Here is a 17,241-nt window from a genome sequence, read left to right as displayed (position 1 = left end):
TCAGTAGACGATCCGCGCGGTGCCCCCTATCCGGCGCGGCTGGCCGAACACCTGCACGCCGAACCCCGATCCGCCGAAGTCGACGCCGCCCGTGACGATGTCCTTGTCGAGCAGGTTCTCGCCCCAGACCGACAGCTCGAGCTTGGCCCGCTGCCCGACCGCGATGTCGGCCAGGGTGATACGGGCGCTCATCAGCTTCTGGCCGGGATCGCGCACCTGGTTGTTGAACGGGTTCACGTTCGACAGGTTGATCGTGTGGAAATAGCGGGTGCTGTTCCAGGAATAGTCCGCCCGGACCGACAATGTGCCCACCGACAGCGGCGGAAATTCGTACTGCGCGCCGACATGCGTCGTCCATTTGGGCACATAGGGGACGTGCGACCGGTCGGCGTAGTTGGTGATGACGTTGTTGGCCGGGTTCGGGAAGAAGATCTCGTCGTAGACCGCCTTGGTGTAGCCGATGCTGCCGTCGATGGTCAGGCCGCGCACCGGGATCGCCTGCACCTCGCCCTCGAAGCCCTGGAAATGCGCCTGGGCGTTGGAGGTGAAGCCCGATCCGCCGCCTGCGGTGATGCCGGTGAACTGGTTGACCTGCAGGTCCTTGTAGTCGGTGTAGAAGACCGCGCCGTTCCAGCGCAGCCGCCGGTCGAACCATTCGGACTTGATGCCGGCTTCATAGGCCATCGCCTTTTCCGGTTCGAACAGGAAGTTGCCGGTCGCCGCGGCGCGGGTGTTGAAGCCACCCGAGCGATAGCCGGTGCCGATCCGGCCGTAGACCATCAGCTCGTCGGTCGCCTGGAAGTTGAGGGTGACGTTATAGGCGGTGTTGTGGAAGGTGCGGTCGCCGCTGCGCGCGATCGTCGAAAGCTGCCGGGCACGCTTCTTGTCGATCGTATAGCGCAGTCCGACGGTGAGCTCGAGCCTGTCGTCGAGGATCGGCGGCTTGTAGCTCGCCTGGCCGAACCCGGCATAGGAGGTGCCGTGGATCTTGTAGTCGGTCAGGTTGGTCGCGTTGGTGCCGACCAGCCCGACGTTGGCGACGGTCGCGATGCGGGTGGAGAAGCTGGTGTTCTGATCACGCCCGCGCTCGTCGAAATAATAGAAGCCCGCCACATAATCGAGCCGGCCGACCGACCCTAGCAGCTGGAACTCCTGCGAATATTGATGCTGCCGGATGTAGCGGTCGCTTTCCGACGGCTGGACATGCGCGACCGCGCCCGCCGCCGACACGACGCCGAGCAGGTTCGCGGCGACGAAGATCGTCGGCACATAGGAGAAGATCTTGCGGTAGGCGCTGATCGACTTGATCGACAGCGCCGGGCTGACATCATATTCCAGGGTGAAGGCATGGCCGTAGCTGCGGGTGCGCTGCGGGTTGCGCAGCGCCAGCGGGACCGTGCCCGACCGCCCCGACTGGACGAAGAAGGGATCGCCGCCCAGCGCGGTCGAGCGCCCATAATAGTTGCGCACCGTCTGGGTCGCCGCGACGATCTGATAGGCGGCGGGGCGGCCCTGCTGGTGGTTGTAGTCGAAGGCGTAGTCGGCCGAGAAGTCGCCCCAATTGCCGCGGACGCGAGCCCAGACCGCGTCGCTGTCGAGCGAGCCGGGGTCCTTGCTGTCGGGCGCATAGGGATTGTCGACGAAGCCGTCGCGCTGACGCCGCTGATAGCTGACGGTCGCCGCGACGCCGGTGTCGCCGATCTCGCCGGTGTTGATCCTGGCAAGGGCGGTCAGCTGGTTTCCCTCGGCATATTCGAGCTTCGCGGTCGCGCCGAACTCGGCCGACGGCGCCTTGGTGACGAGGTTGATCGCGCCGCCGGTCGTGTTGCGGCCGAACAGCGTGCCCTGCGGCCCGCGCAGCACCTCGACCCGCTGCAGGTCGACGAGGTCGAAATTCCCGGCGTTGGAGCGGGCGATATAGACGCCGTCCAGATAGATGCCGACCGCCTGGTCGATCGCCAGGATCGGATCGGCATTGCCGATGCCGCGGATATAGGCGACCGTCCCCGCGATCGATCCGCCCGCGGGCGCGAGCGCCACATTGGGGGTGAGCTGACTCAGCCGGTCGACCGTCAGCACCCGCTGCTGCTCGATCTGCGCCGAGGAGAGCGCCGACACCGACACCGGGGTCGACTGCAATATCTCCTCGCGCCGCCGCGCAGTGACGGTGATCTCCTCGAGCTGGGTACCGCCGCCGCCCTGCGCGAATGCGGGCTCGGTAAGCAGGCAGGCGGCCGCGCATCCCGCCAGCAATGTCGTTCGTGCCGTCAACTGAACCATCTTTCCCCTCCACTTTTGTCGTTCTGGAATCTGGCAGGCGCGCGGGCGCGGCGGATCAACTGGTCGGCTGCGAGCCTCCGGCGGCGGTCCTGGCGCGGACCGCCGGCACGCCCGTGCGCAGGCCGATCAGCGCCGACAGGAACAGCGTGGTGCCGATCGCCAGGAAGGCGCCATGGCCGCCCAGGTTGGTGAACAGCAGGAAGAAGAGCAGCGGGCTCAGGAACTGGCCCATGTTGATCGCCGGCGAGAGCAGCCCGATCGCCCGGCCGCGCGCTTCGGGCGCGGCGCGGTCGAGCAGGATGTTGAGCATATAGGGCTGCATCAGCCCGCCGCCGGTGCCCAGCAGGATGCAGCCGAACGCCGATAGCGCGAGCATGTGCGAGAGCCCGAGGATGGTGACGCCCGACCCGATCAGCGCCAGGTTCAGCGCGAACATCCGGCGCGCGCCCAGCCGCACCTGGAGGCTGCCGTAGAACAGCGATCCGATCGTGTAGGCCAGCGTCCCGACGGTGATCACCCAGGCGATGGTGGTCGGCGGTACGTCATGGTCGGATGCCAGCAGCAGCGGTACCTGCGTCTGGTTGAGGATGGTGATCGTCGAGATCGCCAGCACCACGGCATAGACCGGCCAGAGGATGAGCACCGCCATGTTCGTCGGCGCGGCCGTGGTGGGGCGCTCGCGGTCGCGCGGCGTGGCTTCGACCGCGAACAGGACGATGCACAGCATCACCAGCGCGACCACGCCGTAGAGCGCGAAGGGGGTGCGCCAGCCCGCGACCTCGGCGATCCGGGCCGACATCATCACCGACAGCACCGCGAAGCCCGCGGCGACCGTCGTCTTGAAGCCGAGCGCCCGCGCCCGGCCGCCGCCGACCAGGCTATCGCCGAGCAGGGTGACGCAGGCGGTGAAGATCGTCGCGGCACAGAAGCCCAGGCCGAAGCGCGCGGCGAACAGCGCGGTGGCGTTTTCGAGGAACAGCCCGGCCGAACCGAGCACCCCGTAGAGCGGGAGCGCCGTCAGCAGGACCCGGCGGATACCGGCGCGCTCGATCAGCCAGCCGGAGATGGGGCCGCCGACCACGACGCCGAGGCTGGCCGTGGTAATGACGAGCTGCGCGACCAGCGCGGCCGAGGCGTCGTGGCCGAAATGGGATTTGATCGCGACCATGCTCGGCGACAGCGCGGTGGTCATCAGCCCGGTGAAGCAGCCGCCCGAGATCATCACGAAGATGGCCAGCATCCGGCGGATGCGCGCCATGGGGCCTGCGCCCAGGGCGACATATTCGCCCAAGCTGGCACTTTGGCTGATCACAGCCTGCCTCTCCCGTTCCGTATCGCCTTGGCGGCGGTATCGTTCCTATATGTGTCCGAGCGAAGATAAATATGAACAAACAACCTGTCAATCGCTCGGTTGGTTAGTCGTGCCTGATCGGTTGCGCTCGGGCGGAGCGTTCCGTTTTTCTTCGCCATGAAGCTTTCAGCCGGGCCACGGAAACTCAGCATTAGCCGCGTCAGGGACGGTTCTGGAGCAACCCGATGCACCGCCGATAGTGAGCCTCCTTCACAGAGATCTTCACCAAACAAGCGATTGCCTGGTTAGATAGCGGCTGCTAGTTTTGTCTCTGGCTTGCCCACAGAGGCGGGATAAGGAGAGGGCGATGCGCGCAGCCTTGTTGCATTATGACAGTCATATCCCCCGGCTGGAGGAGGTGACCGTCGAGGAACCCCGCTTCGGCGAGGTGCTGGTCAAGATCGCCGCCTCGGGAATTTGCGGGTCCGATCTCCACGTCGTCCACAACCGCAGCAATGTCGGCAAGGATCGGCCCGTCATCCTGGGCCATGAGGGCGCTGGGGTGGTCGAGGCGGTCGGCCCCGGCGTGCGCGACCTCAAGCGCGGCGATCATGTCGTGATGGCGATGTTCGGTCCGTGCGGTCATTGCGACCAGTGCAATGGCGGCAAGCAGCAGTTCTGCGACGGACCCGAATTCAAGAGCGCGGTGGGCCGGATGGCGGACGACTCGACCCGCTTCTCGCAGGACGGGCATATGGTCTTCCCGATGGTCGGCGTGGGCTCGCTCGCCGAATATGCGGTGATGCGCGAGGCGATGCTGGTCAAGGTCGCCCCGCATCTGCCGCTCGACCGGCTGTGCTTCTGCGCCTGCTCGGTGACGACGGGCCTCGGTGCGGTGTTCAATGTCGCGAAGGTGACGCCCGGCGCCAGCGTCGCGGTGATCGGCTGCGGCGGGGTCGGGCTCAACGTGATCCAGGGCGCGCGGATCGCCGGCGCCTCGCGCATCATCGCGATCGACACCAACAGGGACAAGCTCGACATCGCGTCGAACATGGGGGCGACCGACCTGCTCCAGAGCGGCGGCGACCCGGCCGAGGTCGACGCGGCGGTCAAGGCGCTCGAGCCGCGCGGCGTCGACTTCGCCTTCGAGGTGGTCGGCAACCATGCACTGATCCGCCAGGCGATCGGCTTCACCGGGCGCGGCGGCACTACCGTCATGATCGGCGGCGTGCCCTGGGCATCGGACGTGTCGGTCAATGCCGGGCTGCTGTTCGGCGAGCGCAAGCTGATGGGCTGTCTCGGCGGCGGCAACATCCCGGGCCGGGAGATACCCCGCATCGTCGGGCTGTACGAGCGCGGCATGCTCAAGCTCGACGAACTGGTCGGAAAGACCTTCGATTTCGACGATATCGGCGCGGCGATCGCCGAGGCCGATCGGGCGCAGACCGCGAAGACCGTGGTCGCGATCGATCGCGCGTTGCTCTGACGGCATAGGAGAGACTGACATGGCGGACTTCGACCGCACGGACACGCGCGTCCGGCGCTTCCATAACCTGATCGACGGCCAGTCGCGGCCCGCCGCCAATGGGGGCTGGATCGACAGCATCGATCCGGCGACCGGCCAGGTCTGGGCGCAGGTTCCCGATGGCCGCGCCGACGATATCGATGCGGCGGTCGCGGCCGCCAGGCGCGCCTTCCGCGGGCCATGGCGGCAGATGGCGGCCGCCCAGCGCGCCGCGCTGTTGCGCAAGGTGGCCGATCTGGTCGGGCCCCGGCTCGAGGAGCTGGCGGTCATCGAGACCCGCGACAACGGCAAGATCATCAGCGACACCCGCGCCGGCGACATTCCGGCGATCGCGCAGATGTTCCATTACTGGGCCGGTGCCGCCGACAAGATCCACGGCGAGACCATCCAGGTCAGCCCGATGAGCGTGAATTATGTCCAGCGCGAGCCGATCGGCGTGGTGGGGATCATCGTGCCATGGAACTCGCCCGGATCGGTGTTCGCGGCGAAGGTCGGCGCCGCGCTGGCGGCGGGTAACACCGTCGTCGTCAAGCCGGCCGAGACCGCGTCCTGCTCGATCCTCGTCATCGCCGAACTGTTCGAGCAGGCTGGCTTCCCGCCCGGCGTCGTCAACGTCGTTGCCGGGCTGGGATCGGAAGCGGGCGATGCGATCGCGGGCCACCCCGACGTCGGCAAGATCAGCTTCACCGGATCGACCCTGACCGCGCGCGCGATCACCCGCCGTTCGGCCGAGGCGATCAAGCCGCTCAGCTTCGAACTCGGCGGCAAGTCGGCCAACATCGTCTTCGCCGACGCGGATCTCGATGCCGCCGCGATTGGCGTGACGACGATGGGCATCTTCAACGGTGCCGCCGGCCAGTCCTGCATCTCGGGCACGCGCATCCTGCTGCAGCGGCCGATCTATGACGAGATGATCGAGCGGATGGTGAAGATCATCACCGCGATCCGCCTCGGCGATCCGATGGACGCCGCCAGCCAGATGGGGCCGATCGCGCTCGACCGGCAGTTCGAGAAGGTGAAGTCCTATCTCGACCTCGGGCGCGAGGAGGGCGGCGAGGTGCTGTGCGGCGGGGAAGCGGGCGAAGCTGTGTTCGGCGCGGGATCGCCGCATGCCGGCGGCTATTTCGTCCGGCCGACGCTGTTCGCCGGCCTCGGCAACCAGGCGCGGACGGTGCGCGAGGAAATCTTCGGCCCGGTCGCCTGCGTGATGCCGTTCGACGATGCGGAGGAGGCGATCGCGATCGCCAATGATTCCAACTACGGCCTCGCCTGCGGCCTGTGGACCAACGACCTCAAGCGCGGCCACCGGATGGCGGCGGCGGTCGAGGCGGGGGCGGTGTGGCTCAACACCTATCGCCGGCTGCACTGGGCGGTCCCGTTCGGCGGCTACAAGGACAGCGGCTATGGCCGCGACAGCGGTATGGAGAGCCTTCGCGGCTACCAGCAGACCAAATCGGTGTGGGTCGATCTGGCCTGATCCGGATAGAAACCTATCGAGCGCTTAGTATAATTTTCCGGCAGTTCGCGATTTCGAATTCTAGAATGAGACCAGCATGAGAGAGCTATTCTGAAATTAAAGCACTGGTTTTTATCGATTTAATGATGGTGCGCCACCATGCCGGACGGCGCGCCATCATTCTTTCCCGCGATATAGACAAGCGATCGGTTGGTGGATAGATTGCGGGTCAATCGGGCGATTCACGTCAGGCCGCGTCCGCGGCACATGGCTCCGCCCCATCGATAGGAGAGCTTGGATGACGGGGGTTGCCGAACATTTCGACCTGCTGATCCGCAACGGTATCGTGGTCGACGGCACCGGACTGCCGCGCCGCCGTCTCGACGTCGGCATCCGCGACGGCAAGATCGCCAAGTTCGCGCATCTCGAAAACGCCACCGCCGACAGCGAGATCGACGCCAAGGGCTGTATCGTCGCCCCCGGCATCGTCGATCCGCACACCCATTATGATCCGCAGATTACCTTCGATCCCTATGCGACCATGTCCTGCTATCACGGCGTCACGACGGTGCTGGCGGGAAATTGCGGCTTTTCGGTCGCGCCGTGCAAGCCCGAGGATCGTGAATATCTGAAGGGCATCTTCGCGCGGGTCGAGGATATGGACCCGATCGCGCTCGCCGCGGTTCGCTGGGACGAGTTCGTCACGTTCGAAGAGTTCATCAAGACCCGCACCGGTCGGCTCGGCGTCAACTTCGCCTGCTATGTCGGCCACTCGAACCTGCGCCGCTGGGTGATGGGCGACGACTCGCATCGCCGCGCCGCGACCGAGGACGAGGTTGCCCAGATGCGCGCGATGCTCGCCGAGGCGCTGGAGGCAGGCGCCGCCGGGCTCTCTTCGTCGGCGGCCGCGGTGCATATGGACATCAATGGCGATCCGGTGCCTTCGCGCCTTGCCGATCGCTCCGAGTTCCTCGCGCTGGCCGACGAACTCGGCAAGTTCGGCAAGGGGTCGATCACCTTCCTGCCGGCAAGCTCGATCGGTGGGCTCGACGACATCGACAAGGATTATCTGATCGAACTCGGTCTGCGGTCGGGCGTGCCGATCATCATCCAGGGGCTGGGCGGGCGCAACAAGGTCGATGCCCCGACGGCGACCTGGGAAGCCTCGGTCAAGTTCCTCGATCGGGCGACGGCGGCCGGAGCACCGGTCTATTCGCTGCTCATCTCGCGCCCGTTCGATCGGCCGGTGATCTTCGGCCCGAACTGTCCGCATTATCCGGCGGTCGCATCGTGGCACAAGATGATGCGCCTGCCCAAGGAAGAGCGCGACGCGCTGCTGCGCGATCCCGTCGCCCGCGACGAGATGCGTGACGCGGTCGAGAAGTATAATCGCGATCCCACCAAGGGCACGATGCTGCCGCCGCCGCTCTGGGTTGCGCTGTTCGTCGATTCGGTCGCCGATCCGAAGAATGCCGCGCTCCAGGGCAAGAGCGTCGCCGACATCGCCAAGGAGGCCGGCAAGGCCCCGGGCGACGTCGTTCTCGACCTGCTGCTCGACGAGGATATGCAGACCGAGTTCCGCTGGCAGACCGAGACCCCGGAGTGGGCCGAGGCGGTCAAGACGGCGCAATATGATCCGCGCATGATCATCGGCGTGTCCGACGGCGGCGCACACCTCGCCAAGGACGACGGTTCGGACTGGAGCTCCTATTTCCTGCGATCGTGGGTGCTCGATCGCGGCGCCTGGTCGCTGGAGGAGGGCATTCGTCAGATCACCCAGATTCCGGCCGCCCTGCTCGGTCTCGTCGATCGCGGCACGCTGCGCGTCACCGGTCCCGCCGACATCATGATCTTCGATCCCGAGACGATCGGCCCGTGGCGCAAGGAGTTTGCCCGCGACCTGCCAGGCAATGTCGGGCGGTTCAAGGCCTGGGGCAAGGGCGTCAAGGCGACGATCGTCAACGGCCAGCCGATCGTGCTGGACGGGGCGCTGACGACCAACCTGCCGGGCACGGTAGTCTCGCCGGCCTGAAGACGCCGGCAGCCGAGGACAATCAGGAGAGGGGTGGACGGATGGACATCCGCAAAGTGACGGCGAATATCGGGGCGGACGTTCACGGGGTGGACCTGTCCCAACCGCTCGACAAGGGCGTAGTGGCGGACATCCGCGCCGCCCTGCTCGAGCATCTGGTGCTGTTCTTCCGCGGGCAGCCGAAGCTGTCGGTCGAGCAGCACGTCCGCTTCGGGCGCTATTTCGGCGAGATCGACCTGCCGCTGTTCCGCACGGCATCGTCTCCCGCGCCCGAGGTGATCGTCCTCGATCAGAAGAATCCGAAGGGCGAGGGCGCCGACAGCTGGCACGCCGACAACACCTATATGCCCGCCCCGCCGATGGGGTCGATCCTGCAGGCGCATCTGTTGCCGTCGATCGGCGGGGATACCTGCTTCGCGAACATGTACGCGGCCTATCAGGCGCTGTCGTCGGGGTTGCGGTCGATGCTCGACGGGCTCAGCGCGATCCACTCGCTGGAACAGATGGCCGAACGAACCAAGCATGTCATGGGCGCGTCGCTGCGCGACAAGGTCGACGAGTGGCCGCCGGTGCTGCACCCGGTCGTCGCGGTCCATCCCGAAACCGGCCGGCGCCTGCTCAACGTCAACGCCAACTGGACGGTGGCGATCGACGGGATGAGCCGGAACGAGAGCGATGCGCTGCTGCGCCTGCTCTACGATCATGTGCGCAGTCCCGAGTTCCAGGTACGGCTGCGCTGGAATAGCGGCGACGTGGCGTTCTGGGACAATCGCGCCGTGCAGCATTATGCGGTCGCCGACTATCGCGAGCGCCGCATGATGCAGCGGGTGACGATCGCCGGCACGCGCATCCAGGGCATCGCCGATGCCGAGCGCCCGGATGCTCAGCGCCCGGACGTCCAAGGCAGCGTCGACCGCGCAACCGCGCGCGCGCAGTAACCATAGCGGAGAGCATCATGGACGAGACCGCAGATCCCGACATCAACAAGAAGGCCCGTTTCACCCATCTCGACGACTTCAAATGGCAGGAGGTCCGCCGCCAGCAGCAGGGTGACCGCACCGCCTCGGTCCGCGAGAAGTGGATGGAGTTCTCGGACAAATATCTCTCGCTCTACGCCGAATGGGACCCGGGCATGGTCGTCCGCCCGCACGGCCACAACAGCCATCATGTCGTCTTCGTCATCGACGGCGACATGATGTGCGGCGACATCCACTGTCCCGCGGGCACGCACATCGCGCTGGACCGGGGTGACACCTTCGGCCCGTTCGTCGCAGGTCCCAACGGCGTCAAGCTGTTCGAGGTGATGATGGGCGACCCGCGCTCCTTCCCCGCGAACCGCGACGATTATGAGAAGCTGCTCGCCGACAAGGGCATCGTCCCGCTCCCCAATCCGCCGATCGACATGCCGGACTGGCTCAAGGATACAAGGAACAACTGAGGTGAGCGTAGCGACCGGTGCCATCGATACGACCCGGGCGCTCGACCCGATCCTGTGCGAAGTCGTCAAGAACAGCCTGATGCTGGTCGCGCAGGAGGCCGGCATCCGGGCCGCCCGCAGCGCGGGATCGACCTTCGTCGCGGCCTCGGCTGAGATCGCCTGCACCCTCTATGACGCGCAGGCGCGGCTGATCGCGCAGACCGAGGTGGGCATCATGCACTCGGCCGCGCTGCGCGCCATGCTGCAGGCCGTGCTGCGCGATCATCCGCCCGAGACCCTCGTCGAGGGCGATGTGCTGATCGTCAACGATCCCTTCGCCGGCGGCGTCCATCCCACCGACGTCGGCGCCTTCCGCCCGGTGTTCCACGACGGCAAGCCTGCCTTCTACTGCGGGCTGATGATGATCGTGTCCGACCTCGGCGGCATGTCCTCGGGCGGGTTGCCCGCCAATGCCAGCGAGTGCTTTCACGAGGGACTGACCATCCCGCCGACCAAGCTCTACCGTGCGGGCAAGCTTGACGAGGCGGTGACCCGGCTGATCTGCTCGAACAGCCGGACCCCGGCCAAGCTGATGAGCGACATCAACGCGCTGGCGGCGGGCGGCAACGTCGCGGCGCTGCGGCTGGCCGAGATGGTCGGCAAGTTCGGTTACGGGCCGCTCGGCGAGATGATCGACGAACTGCTCGACTATTCGGAGCGGCTGGTGCGCCAGGGCTTCGCCGACATGCCCGACGGCGTCTATTCCGGCAGCTTCACGGTCGAGAATGACGGCATCATCCCCGATCGCGACTATCCGGTCCATGTCCGGATCGAGATCGACGGGACCGAATGCCGGCTCGACTTCACCGGCAGTGCGAAGCAGGCGACGGGGGCGATCAACTCGACCGCGTCGCAGACCCTATCGTGCATCAACTATGCGCTGCGCTGCCATCTCGATCCGACCATCCCGATGAACGAGGGCTTCTATCGTCCGATCGAGGTGCTGATGCCGCAAGGCACGGTGGTAAACTGTTCCTACCCGTCCGCCTGCAACATCCGGCTGGCGACGGGACAAGCGGTGATCGACGCGGTGCTGCAGGCGCTGTCGGTGATCGACGAGACCAGGACGATGGCGCCGGGCGCCACGGTCCACACCCTCAACATCCAGGGCGCGACCCCGGACGGCACTGGTCTGTGGAGCATGCTCGACGTCTGCTTCGGCTCGTGCGGCGCGCGGTACGGCGAGGACGGTGGCGACGGCCTGCCGCTGCTGTTCCACGGCCAGGCCGGCTATGAGCGGAATCTCGAAGGCTATGAGTGGGGCCACCCGGTCCGCTACCGCTGCTACCGGCTCGCGCCCGACACCGGCGGTCCCGGCCGCTGGCGGGGCGGGGCGGGGCTCGTCAAGGAGATCGAGTTCCAGACCGACGTGGTGATCACCGCGCGGGCGACCGACCGCTTCGACCGTCCGCCGCCCGGCCTCGACGGCGGGATGGCCGGCAGCGGCGCGGCCTGGATCGTCAACCAGGGAAGCGCGGGCGAATATTCGCTGCCGGGCAAGATCACCAACCATCGGCTGAAGGCGGGCGACGTGCTGACCATCATGTGCCCCGGCGGCGGCGGACTGGGCGACCCGCGCGAGCGCGATCCGGCGCTGGTGCTCGCCGACCTCGAAGAAGGGATCGTCTCGGTCGAGGCGGCAAGGGAGATTTACGGGGTCGTGCTCAACGCGGATGGTACCGACATCGATGTGGCGGCGACCGAGGAGCGGCGCCGTGGTTGAGGCATCCAGCTATTTCGTCGGCGTCGACGTCGGCGGCACCTTCACCGATCTCGTCATCGTGTGCAGCCAGACCGGCACGGTGCGCAACGTCAAGACGCTGACCACCCCGAACGATCCGGTGCAGGGCGTGATGACCGCGGTGCGCGACGCGCTGGCGCTGGTCGGGGCGACCGGCGCCCAGCTCGACCGGGTCGTCCATGCGACGACCCTGCCGACCAATCTCGTCCTCGAGCGCAAGGGCGCCAAGGTCGGCTTCGTCACCACCCTCGGCTTCGGCGACATGTTCCGGATCAGCAAGCAGAAGCCGATCGGATCGAACCGCTACGACCTGAGCTATCGCCGGCCCGAGCCGCTCGTAGCACGCGGCATGGTCGCCGAGATCGACGAGCGTATCGACCATCTCGGTCATGTCGTCACGCCGCTCGACGCCGCCGACGCCGAGACGCGGATCGCCGCGCTCGCCGCCAAGGGGCCGGAGGCGGTCGCGATCTGCCTGCTGCACGGCTATGCCAATCCCGATCATGAGCGGCGCGTGGCCGAGATCGCCCGCCGCCACATGCCCGGCGCCTATGTCTGCATCTCGTCCGACATCTGGCCCGAATATCAGGAATATGAGCGGGCCTCGACCGCGGTGCTGTCGGCCTATATCGGCCCGACCTTCTCGGGCTATGTCAACGAGCTGGAGCAGGAGCTGCGCAAGCTCGGCTATGCCCGGCCGCTCCAGATCATGCAGTCGAGCGGCGGGGTGATGACCGCCGCCGCGGCCGCGCAGAAGGCCGCCTACATGATCGAGAGCGGCCCGGCCGCCGGCATCATGGCCGCCGCCGAGCTCGGCCGCGTCTGCGGCTTCGACAACCTCATCTCGTTCGACATGGGCGGGACCACCGCCAAGGCCGGCGTCGTCCAGAACGGCCAGCCGCGTATCACCAACGACTTCCGGGTCGGCGGCAAGGCGAGCGCCGGCGGCCGCGATGCGGGCGAGCCGATCAAGGTGCCGGTGATCGACCTGGCCGAAGTCGGCGCGGGCGGCGGCAGCATCGCCTGGGTCGATCGCGGCGGCTTCCTCCAGCTCGGCCCGGAAAGCGCCAGCTCGGAGCCGGGCCCGGCCTGCTACGGCTTCGGCGGCACCGGCATGACGGTGACCGACGCCAATCTGCTGCTCGGCTATCTCGACCCCGATTATTTCCTCGGCGGCACGATGAAGATCCATCCCGAGCGCAGCCGCGCGGCGGCGGATGCGCTGGCGGCGAAGCTCGGCATCGAGGCGACCGAGGTGGCGCGCGGCATCCACATGCTGGCCAACACCAACATGGCCTCGGCGATCCGCATCGTCACGCTTCAGCGGGGCATCGATCCGCGCGAATATGTGCTGACCGCCTCGGGCGGCGCCGGCCCGCTCCACGTCGTCGGCGTGGCCGAGCATTTCGGCATCCCGACCGTGATCATCCCGCCGTCGCCGGGGGTCCGTTCGGCCTTCGGCCTGCTCGTCGCCGACATGGCCTATGACCAGATCACCATGGCCGCCGACGTCTCGCGCGGCGATTTTGCTGCGCTCGACGCACAACTCGCCCAGCTCGAGGCTGAGGGACGCGACCAGCTTCGCCGCGACGGGTTCGAGGACGGGATCGTCGTCGAGCGGGCGGTGTCGATCCGCTTCGAGAGCCAGGTGCTCGACCTCACCATTCCGATCCCGGACGGGCCGATCGATGCCGCCGTCATCGCCGCCGCCGAGACCAGCTTCCGCGAGCTCTACGCTGCGACCGCCGGGCTGCGGCCGACCGATCGCTGCACGCTGGTCCACTGCAAGGTCCGGGTCGTCGCCCATGTCCGCAAGCCCGAGCAGGCGGCGCACGCCCCCCGGCCCGGCGATGCCGAGCAGGCCGTGAAGCGGCTGCGGCCCGCCTATTTCACCGCGGCCGGCGGCTTCGTCGACACCAAGGTCTATGATCGTGCACGGCTCAGCCCGGGCGATGCCTTCGCGGGGCCGGCGATCATCGAAGAACCCGAGTCCACCACGATCTGCCCGCCCGGCTATGTCGTCGAGGTCGATCGCCACCTGAATCTCGTGATCGAGCGCCACCGCCTCGAGGATCGGGCATCGATCGGGGAGAAGCTCGTCACATGTCTCTGAACGGACTTTCCGTCCTCGTCACCGGCGCGGCGCAGGGCGTCGGCCGTGGCATCGCCCTTGCCGCTGCGGCCGAGGGCGCCGCCGTCGCGGTCACCGCGCGGCGGATCGAAACCGCCCAGGCGGTCGCCGACGAGATCGGCGCGCGCGGCGGGCGGGCCTTGGCGCTGACCTGCGACGTCGGCGACCGGGCCAGCGTGGAGTCCGCGATCGCCGGGACGATCGCCGCCTTCGGCGGGCTCGACGGGCTGGTCCACAACGCGGTCAGCGGCTTTTCGAGCGTGCCGGTCGCGATCGAGGACGTGCCGCAGGACAATTGGGACGATCAGATGCGGGTCAGCTTCCGGGGCACGCTCTACTGCGCCCAGGCGGCCTTCCCGGCGCTGCGCGACAGCCGCGGCAGCCTGGTCGTGCTGACCTCGAACGCGGGGATCGAGGGCAATCCCTCGCTCGCCCCTTATTCGGCGATGAAGGGCGCGCAGCGCGGCTTCGTCAAGAGCCTGGCCCGCGAATGGGGGCCGATGGGTATCAGGGTCAACGGTATCGCCCCGGTCGCGCTGACCCCGGCGATGGACAAATTCTTCGCGCTGCACCCGCATATGGTGCCGGTGATCTCCAACCGGGCGGCGCTCGGCCGCATCGGCGATTGCGAAAGCGACATCGGATCGGGGGTCGCCTTCCTGCTCGGCGCGCAGAGCCGGTTCGTCAGCGGCCAGACGCTGATCCTCACGGGCGGAGCCTATATGCTATGAGCGGGGACAAGCGGCGGGCGATCGTGGCGGGCGAGGGCGACCTGGTGCATTCGGTCGCGGCGGCGATCGAGGCGGCGGGCTTCGCGGTCGATCGGGCCGGCTACGACCTGTCCGGGTCGGGCGCGGCGGGGGCGACCGACCTGATCGTCGCCTTGCCGATCACCGATGTTCGCACCACGGATTTCGCCGGCCTTGCCGAAGATGCGTGGATCGACCTGGCCGAACGGCCGATGGACGACGTCCGGCTACTGCTGGCGACGGCGTCCGGGCGGCTGCGCGAGCCGGGCGGCGCGGTGCTGATCGTCCTGCCCAATATCGGCATGGTCGGTTTGGCGGGGACGGCGGCGCAGACGATGGCGGCGGAGGGCATCCGGACGATGGCCAAGGCCGTCGCCAAGGCATGGCGCGCCCGTGGCGTCTGCGTCAATTGCGCCATCCTGTCCACCGCGCAGCTGGCTACCGCCGACGCCGATGTGGCGGGCGAGATCGCCGGCATCGCCGCCGCGACCGCCGGGGCGGGCTTCGGCGCCACCGGCAACAGCATATTGATCGACGGCGAGCAGGCATCGGTCTGAAGGAAGGAGACGGGGCAATGGCGCAGATCGACAGCTTCGACGGGGACCGTTTCGATGCCTATGTCGCCAGCCCGGTGACCGAGGGACCTGCGCCGGGCATCGTCGTCATCCAGGAGATCCGCGGCGTCAACGAGGACATAAGGGGCATCTGCGACCGGTTGGCGCGACAGGGCTATCTGGCGATCGCCCCCGACATGCTGTGGCGGCAGGAACGCAACGCCGTGTTCGATCCCGACACCCCGGCCGGCTGGGACAAGGCGATGTCGCTGCACCAAGGCTTCGACGAGGACAAGGCGGTGCGCGACATCGGCTCCGCGGTCGAGTGGCTGCGCGCCCAGCCGGGCTGTTCGGGCAAGGTCGGGGTGATCGGCTATTGCCTGGGCGGCAAGCTGGCCTTCCTGTCGGCGGCGCATGGCGGCGCCGATGCGGCGATCGCTTATTATGGGATCGGCATCGAACATGTGCTCGATGCGATCGACGCCGATTTCGCGCCGACCATGCTGCATGTCGCCGAGCTCGACCGCTTCGTCCCGGCCGAGGCGCAGGCGGCGCTGGTCGAGCGCGCCCGCACGACCCCGGCGCTGACCGTGCATGTCTATGCCGATGCGCACCACGCCTTCGCGCGATCGGAGGGCGTCCATTTCCATGCCGCCGCCGCCGCCGCCGCGCAGGCGCGGACCGAGGGTTTTCTACAGCACCATCTGCGCGACTAGAGCGCGGACCGAGGAGAGAAGAATGGCGATCGTAGTGGACGCACACCAGCCGGAAGGACGGCGGTTGCGCGGCTTCCTCGCCGAAGCCCCCACGGCGATGGGCCGGGCGAGGGCGTTCCTCGCCCTGCTGCTCGTGCTCGTGCCGCCGGTCTTCACCGCGATGATGGGAACGCCCGTCGTGCCGATCATCCCCGCCGTGGCCAGGCATTTCGGCGGTGGCGAATCGGGGGCGTTCGCCGCGCAGATGATGGTGACCATCCCCTGCATCGGGGTGATCATCGGCGGGCCGATCGCCGGCTGGCTGATCGAGCGGATCGGCATCCGCATGGTGATCGTCGGCAGCGCGCTGCTGATGGGCGTAGCGGGAATGGCGGGTGCCTTCGCGCATGGCATCGAACTGTTCCTGTTCACCCGCCTGCTGGTCGGCTTCGGCGCGGCGGGCGGCTATACCGCGCTGCTCACCCTCGCGGGCCTGCTGTTCCAGGGGCGGATCCTCGCTCGCATCCTCGGCTATCAGGCGTCGGTCGCGGCGGTCGTCTCGATGGGATCGATCATGATCTCGGGATATATCGCCGAACATATCGAATGGCGCTGGTCCTACGGCCTCTATGCGACCCTATTGCTGTTCGTGCCGATCGCGCTGCTCGGGCGCTGGCCCGACCAGCCCGTCTCGCTCCATGCCCGTGCGGCGGGGGCCGGGGCGTTCGGCCGTATCTGGCCGATCCTGCTTATCATGATTCCGATCTACGCCGCCGCCTTCATGTCGGTGGTGCAGGGCTCCTTCATGATGACCGCCAACGGCATTACCCGGCCGACGCTCCAGTCGACCCTGATCTCCATCTCGACGATCCTGTTCACGATAAGCTCGTGGAACTACGGGCGGCTGCGGACGTGGATATCGGGGCCGATGACCTTCGTACTGGCGCTGCTACTGCTCGGCGGCGGCATCGTCCTGATGGGCGGCATCCCCACCATCTGGGCGATGGCCCTGTCCTGTGCGATGATGGGCGCCGGCGCCGGGATCGCCACGCCCTATCTCTCGCAGCAGATCCTCGAGCGGGTCACCCCGGAGCAGCGGGGCCGCGCCGTCGGCTTCATTGCGCCGGCGCATTATCTGGGCGAGTTCGCCAACCCGTTCATCATGCACCCGCTGCGGATAATGATGGGCATCCACACCGCTTTCATCCTGTTCGGCTCGCTGATCGTGCTGGGGGCGCTGTTCGCCTTCCGCGCCGACAGGAAGCCGCCCCGGGGCGATCGCGAACCCGCCGTTGCGGCATAGGCGCGCC

13 protein-coding genes are annotated in these 17,241 nt (G+C 67.5%); 11 read left to right on the top strand and 2 right to left on the bottom strand.

Annotation, left to right across the window (positions count from 1 at the left end):
- Together ASE22_RS10675 and ASE22_RS10670 are read right to left on the bottom strand one after the other, a co-directional pair.
- Positions 1-2,280, bottom strand: coding sequence for a TonB-dependent receptor (locus ASE22_RS10675; protein ID WP_082545801.1), 2,280 nt, complete (start codon positions 2,278-2,280; stop codon positions 1-3).
- Between the two features lie 55 nt (positions 2,281-2,335).
- Positions 2,336-3,592, bottom strand: a complete 1,257-nt coding sequence (locus tag ASE22_RS10670) for an MFS transporter (RefSeq protein WP_235536209.1) — start codon at positions 3,590-3,592, stop codon at positions 2,336-2,338.
- Positions 3,593-3,938: 346 nt separating this feature from the next.
- Between ASE22_RS10670 and ASE22_RS10665 the strand changes: the two genes are divergently transcribed.
- From ASE22_RS10665 to ASE22_RS10615, 11 genes are all read left to right on the top strand, one after another.
- Positions 3,939-5,057 carry a Zn-dependent alcohol dehydrogenase gene (locus tag ASE22_RS10665; RefSeq protein WP_056358560.1) on the top strand — a complete coding sequence of 373 codons (1,119 nt, stop codon included), beginning with the start codon at positions 3,939-3,941 and terminating at the stop codon, positions 5,055-5,057.
- Between the two features lie 19 nt (positions 5,058-5,076).
- Positions 5,077-6,573, top strand: coding sequence for an aldehyde dehydrogenase family protein (locus ASE22_RS10660; protein ID WP_056358557.1), 1,497 nt, complete (start codon positions 5,077-5,079; stop codon positions 6,571-6,573).
- Positions 6,574-6,850: 277 nt separating this feature from the next.
- Positions 6,851-8,584 (top strand): N-acyl-D-amino-acid deacylase family protein, encoded by a 1,734-nt coding sequence (locus ASE22_RS10655; RefSeq protein ID WP_056358555.1) that lies wholly within the window; start codon positions 6,851-6,853, stop codon positions 8,582-8,584.
- Between the two features lie 41 nt (positions 8,585-8,625).
- On the top strand, positions 8,626-9,522 hold the full coding sequence (locus ASE22_RS10650; protein ID WP_056358552.1) for a TauD/TfdA dioxygenase family protein: 897 nt from the start codon (positions 8,626-8,628) through the stop codon (positions 9,520-9,522).
- A gap of 17 nt (positions 9,523-9,539) precedes the next feature.
- Positions 9,540-10,022: a hypothetical protein gene (locus ASE22_RS10645; RefSeq protein WP_056358550.1), complete on the top strand. Its 483-nt coding sequence runs from the start codon at positions 9,540-9,542 to the stop codon at positions 10,020-10,022.
- A gap of 1 nt (position 10,023) precedes the next feature.
- Positions 10,024-11,784 carry a hydantoinase B/oxoprolinase family protein gene (locus ASE22_RS10640; protein WP_056358547.1) on the top strand — a complete coding sequence of 587 codons (1,761 nt, stop codon included), beginning with the start codon at positions 10,024-10,026 and terminating at the stop codon, positions 11,782-11,784.
- On the top strand, positions 11,777-13,915 hold the full coding sequence (locus tag ASE22_RS10635) for a hydantoinase/oxoprolinase family protein (RefSeq protein ID WP_056358840.1): 2,139 nt from the start codon (positions 11,777-11,779) through the stop codon (positions 13,913-13,915). Before ASE22_RS10640 ends, ASE22_RS10635 begins: the two co-directional genes overlap by 8 nt.
- On the top strand, positions 13,906-14,664 hold the full coding sequence (locus tag ASE22_RS10630; RefSeq protein WP_056358544.1) for an SDR family NAD(P)-dependent oxidoreductase: 759 nt from the start codon (positions 13,906-13,908) through the stop codon (positions 14,662-14,664). Before ASE22_RS10635 ends, ASE22_RS10630 begins: the two co-directional genes overlap by 10 nt.
- Entirely contained in the window at positions 14,661-15,239 is a 579-nt protein-coding gene (locus ASE22_RS10625) for a hypothetical protein (RefSeq protein WP_056358540.1), read from the top strand. The genes ASE22_RS10630 and ASE22_RS10625 overlap by 4 nt, the downstream gene beginning before the upstream one ends.
- Before the next feature lie 17 nt (positions 15,240-15,256).
- Entirely contained in the window at positions 15,257-15,952 is a 696-nt protein-coding gene (locus ASE22_RS10620) for a dienelactone hydrolase family protein (protein WP_056358538.1), read from the top strand.
- 22 nt (positions 15,953-15,974) lie between these two features.
- Positions 15,975-17,234 (top strand): MFS transporter, encoded by a 1,260-nt coding sequence (locus tag ASE22_RS10615; protein WP_056358534.1) that lies wholly within the window; start codon positions 15,975-15,977, stop codon positions 17,232-17,234.
- Positions 17,235-17,241 lie beyond the last annotated feature (7 nt).

The organism is Sphingomonas sp. Root720, from assembly GCF_001428605.1.
GTDB lineage: Bacteria > Pseudomonadota > Alphaproteobacteria > Sphingomonadales > Sphingomonadaceae > Rhizorhabdus.
Note: the sequence above shows the minus strand (reverse complement) of the source record. Positions and strands in the feature narration are given on the sequence as shown.